Origin of the sequence: Amycolatopsis sp. NPDC059021 (assembly GCF_042739895.1) — a bacterium.
Taxonomy (GTDB): domain Bacteria; phylum Actinomycetota; class Actinomycetes; order Mycobacteriales; family Pseudonocardiaceae; genus Amycolatopsis.
Window position 1 is genome coordinate 52,788 of record NZ_JBHYIQ010000061.1, and the last position, 7,565, is coordinate 60,352.

General features: G+C 70.7%; 10 protein-coding genes. 5 read left to right on the plus strand and 5 right to left on the minus strand.

Translation table 11 applies throughout. The features are described from left to right. Nucleotides 1-63 precede the first annotated feature (63 nt). Both ACFWX1_RS30380 and ACFWX1_RS30385 read left to right on the plus strand, forming a co-directional pair. Complete coding sequence (locus ACFWX1_RS30380; RefSeq protein ID WP_378393143.1) at nt 64-1,017, plus strand: 2-hydroxyacid dehydrogenase; 954 nt, start codon at nt 64-66, stop codon at nt 1,015-1,017. Continuing rightward, on the plus strand, nt 1,014-2,162 hold the full coding sequence (locus tag ACFWX1_RS30385; protein ID WP_378393123.1) for a glycerate kinase: 1,149 nt from the start codon (nt 1,014-1,016) through the stop codon (nt 2,160-2,162). Before ACFWX1_RS30380 ends, ACFWX1_RS30385 begins: the two co-directional genes overlap by 4 nt. Before the next feature lie 67 nt (nt 2,163-2,229). Here the strand turns inward: ACFWX1_RS30385 and ACFWX1_RS30390 are convergent, their stop codons facing one another. Both ACFWX1_RS30390 and ACFWX1_RS30395 read right to left on the minus strand, forming a co-directional pair. Then, nucleotides 2,230-2,523, minus strand: coding sequence for an iron-sulfur cluster biosynthesis protein (locus tag ACFWX1_RS30390; protein ID WP_378393125.1), 294 nt, complete (start codon nt 2,521-2,523; stop codon nt 2,230-2,232). A 111-nt stretch (nt 2,524-2,634) separates the two neighbouring features. After that, nucleotides 2,635-2,982, minus strand: a complete 348-nt coding sequence (locus tag ACFWX1_RS30395) for a hypothetical protein (protein ID WP_378393127.1) — start codon at nt 2,980-2,982, stop codon at nt 2,635-2,637. Nucleotides 2,983-3,127: 145 nt separating this feature from the next. On the opposite strand from ACFWX1_RS30395, the gene ACFWX1_RS30400 reads away from it, so the two are divergent. After that, nucleotides 3,128-3,598, plus strand: coding sequence for a GtrA family protein (locus ACFWX1_RS30400; RefSeq protein ID WP_378393129.1), 471 nt, complete (start codon nt 3,128-3,130; stop codon nt 3,596-3,598). Between the two features lie 330 nt (nt 3,599-3,928). After that, nucleotides 3,929-4,513: an RNA polymerase sigma factor ShbA gene (gene shbA, locus ACFWX1_RS30405; RefSeq protein WP_378393145.1), complete on the plus strand. Its 585-nt coding sequence runs from the start codon at nt 3,929-3,931 to the stop codon at nt 4,511-4,513. A gap of 66 nt (nt 4,514-4,579) precedes the next feature. On the opposite strand, the gene ACFWX1_RS30410 is transcribed toward shbA, so the two are convergent. The 3 genes from ACFWX1_RS30410 to ACFWX1_RS30420 are packed head-to-tail and all read right to left on the minus strand — an operon-like array spanning nt 4,580 to nt 6,692. Next, a complete protein-coding gene (locus ACFWX1_RS30410; RefSeq protein ID WP_378393131.1) occupies nt 4,580-5,410 on the minus strand; it encodes an amidohydrolase family protein in 831 nt (276 codons plus the stop codon). Then, nucleotides 5,407-6,366, minus strand: coding sequence for an aldo/keto reductase (locus ACFWX1_RS30415; protein WP_378393133.1), 960 nt, complete (start codon nt 6,364-6,366; stop codon nt 5,407-5,409). The genes ACFWX1_RS30410 and ACFWX1_RS30415 overlap by 4 nt, the downstream gene beginning before the upstream one ends. Beyond that, complete coding sequence (locus ACFWX1_RS30420) at nt 6,363-6,692, minus strand: L-rhamnose mutarotase (protein ID WP_378393135.1); 330 nt, start codon at nt 6,690-6,692, stop codon at nt 6,363-6,365. Before ACFWX1_RS30420 ends, ACFWX1_RS30415 begins: the two co-directional genes overlap by 4 nt. A 94-nt stretch (nt 6,693-6,786) precedes the next feature. Between ACFWX1_RS30420 and ACFWX1_RS30425 the strand changes: the two genes are divergently transcribed. Continuing rightward, nucleotides 6,787-7,497 (plus strand): FadR/GntR family transcriptional regulator, encoded by a 711-nt coding sequence (locus ACFWX1_RS30425; RefSeq protein ID WP_378393137.1) that lies wholly within the window; start codon nt 6,787-6,789, stop codon nt 7,495-7,497. Nucleotides 7,498-7,565 lie beyond the last annotated feature (68 nt).

Here is a 7,565-nt window from a genome sequence, read left to right on the forward strand (position 1 = left end):
CCCGCGCTGGGGATTGTTGTCGGTCCCTGGCATTAGGCTGTGCCGGTGCCTTCCCGACCCTTGATCGCCGTGACGCGTTGGATCCCGGACGAAGCGGTGAAGATCCTTGCCGAAGCGGGCGAAGTCCGTGTCTCCTCCGCCGATCGCCCGCTCAGTGTGGCCGAACTCCGCGAGTTCACCGCCGGGGCCTCGGCCATCGTCGGCATGCTCCACGACCGCATCGACGGCGAAGTCGCGGACGCCGCGGGGCCACAGCTCAAGGTCGTCGCGAACGTCGCCGTCGGCTACGACAACGTCGACGTCCCGGCGCTGGCCGAGCGCGGTGTCGTGGTGACCAACACGCCCGGCGTGCTCACCGAGGCCACCGCGGATCTCACCTTCGGGCTCATCCTGGCGCTCACGCGGCGGCTCGGCGAGGGAGAACGCCTCATCCGCGCCCGCGAGCCGTGGTCGTTCCACCTCGGTTTCCTGCTCGGATCCGGCCTGCAGGGCAAGACGCTGGGCGTCGTCGGGCTCGGCCAGATCGGCAGGGCGGTCGCCCGGCGCGCGCTCGCGTTCGGCATGCGGATCGTCTACACCGGACGGAAACCGGCACCGTCCGAAGTGGAATCCGCGCTGGCGGCGGAGTTCGTGCCGTTGCCGGAACTGCTGGAACGCGCCGACGTGGTGTCCCTGCACTGTCCGCTCACCGCCGCGACCCGGCATCTCATCGACGCGGACGCGCTGCGCGCGATGAAACCGGGCGCGTACCTGGTGAACACGACCCGCGGCCCGGTCGTCGACGAGGCCGCGCTGTCCGACGCGCTCGAAGCCGGGGAAATCGCCGGCGCGGCGCTCGACGTCTTCGAACGCGAGCCGTCGGTGGAGGAAAGGCTGCTGGAACGCGAAGATGTCGTGCTGACCCCGCATCTGGGTTCGGCCACTGTGGAAACCCGTACGGAGATGGCGGTGCTCGCCGCCCGCAACGTAGTCTCGGTGCTCGCCGGGAACGGTCCGCTCACGGAGGTACAGGCATGACCCGCGTCGTGATCGCGCCGGACAAGTTCAAAGGCAGTCTCACCGCTGTCGAAGCCGCCGAGGCGATCGCGCTCGGCGTGCGCGATGCCCTGCCGGACGCCGAGGTGCTGACCTGCCCGGTCGCCGACGGCGGCGAAGGCACCCTCGACGTCCTCGCCGCGGCCGGTGCCCGCATCGTGGAACTCCGCGTCCGCGGGCCACTGGACGACACCGTGGACGCGCGGTACGCGGTGCTCGGCGGCACGGCCTACATCGAGTCGGCGCGCGCCTGCGGCATCGAGTTCGTCGAACCGGCTCCCGCGACCGCGCTGGCCGCGCACACCTGGGGTGTCGGGGAACTGCTGGGGCACGCGCTGGCGAACGGCGCGCGCGGGCTGGTGCTGACCGTCGGCGGCACGGCGAGCACGGACGGCGGCGCCGGCATGCTCGCCGCGCTGGGCGCCGGGGTGTTCGACGCGTTCGACGCGCCGATCGGGCTGGGCGGCGGCACGCTCGCCCGCGTCGCGACGGTCGAACTCGGCCCCGCTCGCGACCGGCTGGGCAAGGTCGGTGTCTCGGTGGCGACGGACGTGACGAACCCGCTCGTGGGGCCGTACGGAGCGGCCGCGGTGTTCGGGCCGCAGAAGGGCGCGGGCCCCCACGAGGTCGAGCTTCTCGACGGCGCGCTGAGCCGCTGGGCCCAGGCACTGCACGCCGCCGGAGCGCCCGACGTGTCCGAGGTGCCGGGCGCGGGCGCAGGCGGCGGGGTCGCCGCCGGGGCCATCGCGGGGCTGGGCGGGAAGGTGGAATCGGGTTTCGACCTGATCGCGGCGCTGACCGGGGTCGACGCCGCTCTCGACGGCGCCGACCTCGTCATCACCGGGGAAGGTTCCCTTGACGCGCAAAGCCTTTCCGGCAAAGCCCCCGCCGGGATCGCCGCTCGGGCGGCGAAACGCGGGGCCGATCTGCTGGTGCTGGCAGGCCGGATCCAGCTGTCGCCCGAGCAGCTGACGGCGCTGGGCGTCGCGGGCGGGCCGGCGGGCGCCGCCGCCCTGATCGACCACGCCTCGTCCTTGACGGACGCGACGCGGAACGCCGCCACGCACCTGCGGACCCAGGCCGCCGCTCTCACCAGGACCTGGTCCCAGGGCAAGGCCCGAGGCTGACGCGCCTGACGGAAACACGCTTCCAGAACGGTTGCCCTGTCAGCGTGTTTCGTCAGCCCGCGACGAGTTACTGCTGCGGCAGTACGGCGAACGCGACGTCGCCCGCCTCGTTCTGCTGCACGTCGAGAACCTTGTCGTCGAGCAGTGCGGCGGCTTGGGGTTCGAGGAAGACCTTCGCCCCTCCGTCCTCGGAGCCGAGGACGCTGTCGCCGTCCTGAGGCGCGGGCGCGACGGACAGTTCGAGCTGGGCTCCTTCGCCGTCCTGGTTCTGGAGCGCGAACCGGAGTCCGCTGCCCTCGGTCCCCCCTTGGGTGGTCAGTGCGGTGATGGCCTCTGCGGCGGCTTCAGTCACGGTCAGCAATTTTCGGCCTTCCCTTCGCTTACGGTCGAAATCCACTGGCGTTCCACGCTAGGGGCGTCGGCCGAGTGGCGCAGTGTGAGTGGCGAACTTGCCGGTCACGGGCTCGCGGCCTCAGCCGCGGCTCGCTTCGCGGATGGCGTCGGCGACGGTGCCGCCCTGGATGACGGCGGGCGCGGTCTCCACGGTGTCCACGCTTTCGTCGAGTTGCTCGGCAGGCGTGGCGGCGACGGGACGGTCGCGGATGACCTCCGGAGTGATGTCGGGTTCCTCCTCGGCGAGACGGGTGCCGAGGTCTTCCCCTTCGCGGATCTCGGCGGGTGTGGTGCCGTGCCGGTTGGCGGCACTCCAGTGCTCGGGTGGTTCGACGCCCGCCTCGAGCGGGTCGACGTTCAGTTCGTCCTCGTCGAGAGCCTCGCTGGGGGTGAGTGTGTCGGGTTCGGCCGATTCACGATCGCTCAAGGCGTGCCTCCCATGCGTTTCCGCTTCCGTTGTGCGTACCCGGCAGGGCCAGCACCGAAACGGGGCCGTTCGTGTCACCGGGATCACATTTCTTCAACCGCTTCAACACATTCAGGATTTTGTGAAACGGAGGTAGCCTCAGGTCATGACCATGACCAGGTGGGCGCCGGGGCACGAGCCCGTCCGGCGCACGCCGCGGCGACGACACGAACTGGGCGGCCACGCCGCCTGGTACGTCGTCGCCGGAGCGGTCACCACAGGCCTGCAAGCTGCACTGTTCCTGATGCTGCAGCCCGAACTCGGTACCCAGCCCGCGAACCTCGTGGCGATCGCGCTGACCACGCTCGCCAACACCGAGTTCCACCGCCGGATCACGTTCGCGGGACGCGCCGGAAACGCCCGGAAGCGGCATCTGCAAAACCTGCTGACGTTCGCCTTCTACGCCGGGTACGGCTCGATCGTGCTGGCGGCACTCGACGCGTTCGTCGACGCCCCGACGGCATGGGAACAGACCGCGACGTTGCTCGCGGCGAGCGTCGTCGGCGGAGTGGCTCGCTTCGTACTACTGAGGTGGTGGGTTTTCGCCCATCCGGCGACTGAAACCGTCAAAAACTGAGCTTCAGACCCCGATTTCAGCACATACTGAGAAGCGCAAATTGCAGTGCGCAACTCCCGGTCTCGGTTGTGTCAAGACCCGTACCGCTATCGAGGTATCTCTAGTTGAAATCTGGACGGGCGACGTGCACGCGCATACGATTACGCTGCGTCGCACCAGTGGCGGGTATGACCTGATCTTACGGCCCATTCGCTGCTAAAACGTTACGGAGCGTTGACCCCAACTGGTAACAGTCCCGGGGTCGCCGGGGAGACGACCATGACAGCAGTGTCCAGCACGACCCGCACCGACTCGCCCGCCGCACTACCCGGCTACACGACGCCGGAGACGATGCCGCGGCCGGGCGGGCGGCTCACCAAGGAGGATCTCGACCCGCTCGTACGCGAGGCCGGGAGCGGGGACCCGGCCGCGGTCCACGCGTTGCTCAGGAAGATCGAGCCGGTCGTGGTGCGCTACTGCCGGGCCAGGATGGGCGGGCGCGACCTGTCCTACCTCTCGGCCGACGACGTCGCCCAGGAAGTCTGCCTCGCCGTGCTGAAGGCGCTCCCCGACTACCAGGACCGCGGCGGCTCCTTCCTCTACCTCGTCCACGCCATCGCCGCCAACAAGGTCGCCGACGCCTACCGCGCCGTCGCCCGCGACCGCTCCGACCCGGTCCCCGAGCTCCCCGAGCGCCCGCTGGCCGACAACGAGCCCGAACTGCACGCCCTGCACGTCGACCTCGGCGCCCGCCTCGGCAGGCTGCTCGCCAAGCTGCCGCGCACCCAGCAGGAGATCCTCGCCCTGCGCATCGCCGTCGGCCTCTCGGCCACCGAAACCGCCGAAGCGCTCGGCATCTCGTCGGGCAACGTCCGCGTCACGCAGCACCGCGCCCTCGGCCGCCTCCGCGCCATGATCCAGGACGAGGAGTTCTGACCCCGATCACGCGAGATCTCCGCTCAATCACGCGAGTTCTGTCTTCAAGCACGTGAACCGGCCGTTTCAGCCCAGGCTGTAGAGCGTCTTCGCGTTGTGTTCGAAGACCGCGAGACGCTCGGAGTCCGATAACGACCCCGTCAGCGACACCGCGGTGTCGACGACGACCTCGTAGGACGCGGCCAGCTCGCACACCGGCCAGTCCGAGCCGAACACGAGGCGGCCCGGCCCGAACGCCGTCAGCACGTGCTCGACGTACCGGCTCAGGTGCCCGACCCGCCACGCCGCCCAGTCCGCCTCGGTCACCAGACCGGACAGCTTGCAGAAGACGTTCTCCCGCGCCGCCAGCGCGGCGATCTCGTCGGCCCACGGCTGCCAGCCGCCGCCGGCGATCGGGGGCTTGGCCGCGTGGTCGAGCACGAACCGCTGATCCGGCAGCGCCTCGAGGGCCTTCCTCGCGGCGGGCAGCTGCGCGACGGTGACCAGCAGGTCGTAGGCGAGCCCGGCGGCCCCGACCGCGGCGAGCCCGCGCAGGACGTCGGGGCGCAGCAGCCACTCGGCGTCGTCCTCGTTCTCCACCTGATGCCGGATCCCGACCAGCGGGCCCGCCTCCCCCAGCGCCGCCAGCCGCCCGGCGACGTCGGGAGCGGTCAGATCCACCCAGCCGACGACCCCGGCGATCACCGGCTCGGCCACCGCGGCCGCCAGGAACTCCGCCGTCTCCTCGGCCGCCGACACCGTTTGCACCAGGACGGTCGCGTGCACCCCGGCGGCGCCCGTCACCGCGCGCAGATCGTCCACTGTGTACGGACGGCGGATCGGGTCCAGCGCGGCCCCTGCCATCCACGGATACTCCCGGCGGGCCGGGTCCCACAGGTGATGGTGCGCGTCGATCACGGCAGCCTCCCCGTCCCGACGCCGGGCCGCAGCAGGCCCGCGTCGATCAATTCCGTCCACAGTAAGGGCGGGACGGCCGCCCGCGCGCGACGCGCGTTCGCGCTCACCTGCCCGGGGTCGTGTGCCCCGACGACCACCGACGCCACGGCCGGATGCGCGGCGGGCAACGCCAGCGCCGCCTGCGGCAGCTCGACACCGTGCCGCGCGCACACGGCCGCGATCCGCTCGGCGCGCTCCACCAGGGATTCGGGTGCTTCCGCGTAGTCGTAGAGACGCCCCGGTTCGGCGGTGGCGAGGATCCCGCCGTTGAACGCGCCGCCGACGACCACCGAGACCCCGCGCTCGGCGCACAACGGCAGCAGTTCGTCCTGCGCGGACTGGTCGAGCAGCGTGTACCGGCCCGCGATGAGCACGACGTCGAGATCGAAGCGCCGGACGAACTCGGCGGGCATCGCGGACTGGTTCATCCCGGTCCCGATCGCGCCGAGGACGCCTTCCTCGCGCAACCTGAGCAGAGCCGGGAAAGCGCCGGAAACCGCGTCGTCGAAATGCTCGTCGGGGTCGTGCACGTACGCGAGGTCGATGCGATCGAGCCCAAGCCGCGTCAGGCTGTCCTCAAGGGACCGCAGAACGCCGTCACGGCTGAAATCCCAGCGCCGCCGGTACGCGGCGGGCACGTCGAAACCGGCGTCGTCCTTCTTGCCCGCCCCTTCGGGATCCGGGTCCAGGACCCGGCCGACCTTCGTGGAGACGACGTACTCGTCGCGCGGGTACGCCGCGAGCGCCGCGCCGAGGCGACGTTCGGACAGGCCGAGCCCGTAGTGCGGCGCGGTGTCGAAGTAGCGGACGTCCTCGTCCCAGGCCCGCCGGACGGTCGCGGTGGCGGTTTCGTCGTCGATGGCGTGGTAGAGATTCCCGAGCTGCGCGCAGCCGAGCCCCAGCGAGGAAAGCTTCACGGCAGCTCCCAGACGAGCCCGATCCCGGTGTCCCCGCCGGAGTAGTCGTCTTCGACGTCGAGCAGTTCGGCCATCCTGGCCTGCCACGGCACGTTCGCCGGATGGTCACGCAGCGCGGCCCGCATCGCGGCGTAGTCGTCGACCTCCAGCAGGTGGAAAAGATCCAACCCGTCGCGCCAGATCCGCCACGACCGCACGCCCGCTTCCCGCAGCGCGGTGTCCAGCTCCGCCGGGATCTCGGCGTGCACGCGTTCGTACTCGGCCTCCTTGCCCGGCTTGAGCCGGGTGTGCAGCGCCACTCTTTGGGATGCCCGCCCGTGGGTCATCGCTCCTCCTTCTCCGTACTCATGGCACAGTCGTGGCACGCTGTGCACAACACACCGAAACATCCGAGGTCTTCTGCAGGGAGGGGTGGCGCGAATGCCCGTCACCGACGTCGCGATCGACAAGATCAAGGACATGATCATCTCGGGGGAGCTCGCTCCGGGTGACCGGCTGCCGAAGGAGGCCGAACTCGCCCAGCGGCTCGGCCTCTCCCGCAGCTCGCTGCGCGAGGCCGTGAAAGCGCTCTGCCTGATCCGCGTGCTCGACGTCCGCCAAGGCGACGGCACGTACGTCACCAGCCTGGAACCGAATCTGCTGCTCGACGCGATGACGTTCGTCGTGGACTTCCACCGCGACGACACCGTGCTCGACTTCCTCGCGGTGCGCCGGATCCTGGAGCCCGCCGCGACGGCGATGGCCGCGCTGCACATGCGCGACGAGGACATCGCCGAGCTCGGCACGATGCTCGGCGAGCTGGAGGACGCGCCGACCGTGGAGGCGCTGGTCGAGAACGACCTGCAGTTCCATCGCAAGATCGCCGACGGCTCCGGCAATCCCGTGCTGTGTTCCCTGCTGGACAGCCTCTCGGGGCCGACGACCCGGGCGCGGGTCTGGCGCGGGCTCACGCAGGAAGGCGCTGTCGCGAAGACGCGGGAACAGCACACGGCGATCTACGAGGCCATCGCGGCCCGCGAGCCGGAGCTGGCGCGTTCGTGGGCGACGGTGCACGTCGCGGGCGTCGAACAGTGGCTGCGCAACGCCCTCGGCTCCGCCGACGAGGACCCCGCCGAACCCGCCGCCTCCTAGCACTCCGCCCCCTTCCGAGGAGTGGGCCGTGAAGGCCTCCTTCACAGCGTTGAGCGCTGTGAAGGAGG

Coding starts and splice junctions, on each gene's coding strand:
- ACFWX1_RS30400 (WP_378393129.1), top strand. CDS start 3,128: ATGACCATGACCAGGTGGGCGCCGGGGCACGAGCCCGTCCGGCGCACG.
- ACFWX1_RS30420 (WP_378393135.1), bottom strand. CDS start 6,692: ATGACCCACGGGCGGGCATCCCAAAGAGTGGCGCTGCACACCCGGCTC.
- shbA (WP_378393145.1), top strand. CDS start 3,929: ATGCCGCGGCCGGGCGGGCGGCTCACCAAGGAGGATCTCGACCCGCTC.
- ACFWX1_RS30385 (WP_378393123.1), top strand. CDS start 1,014: ATGACCCGCGTCGTGATCGCGCCGGACAAGTTCAAAGGCAGTCTCACC.
- ACFWX1_RS30425 (WP_378393137.1), top strand. CDS start 6,787: ATGCCCGTCACCGACGTCGCGATCGACAAGATCAAGGACATGATCATC.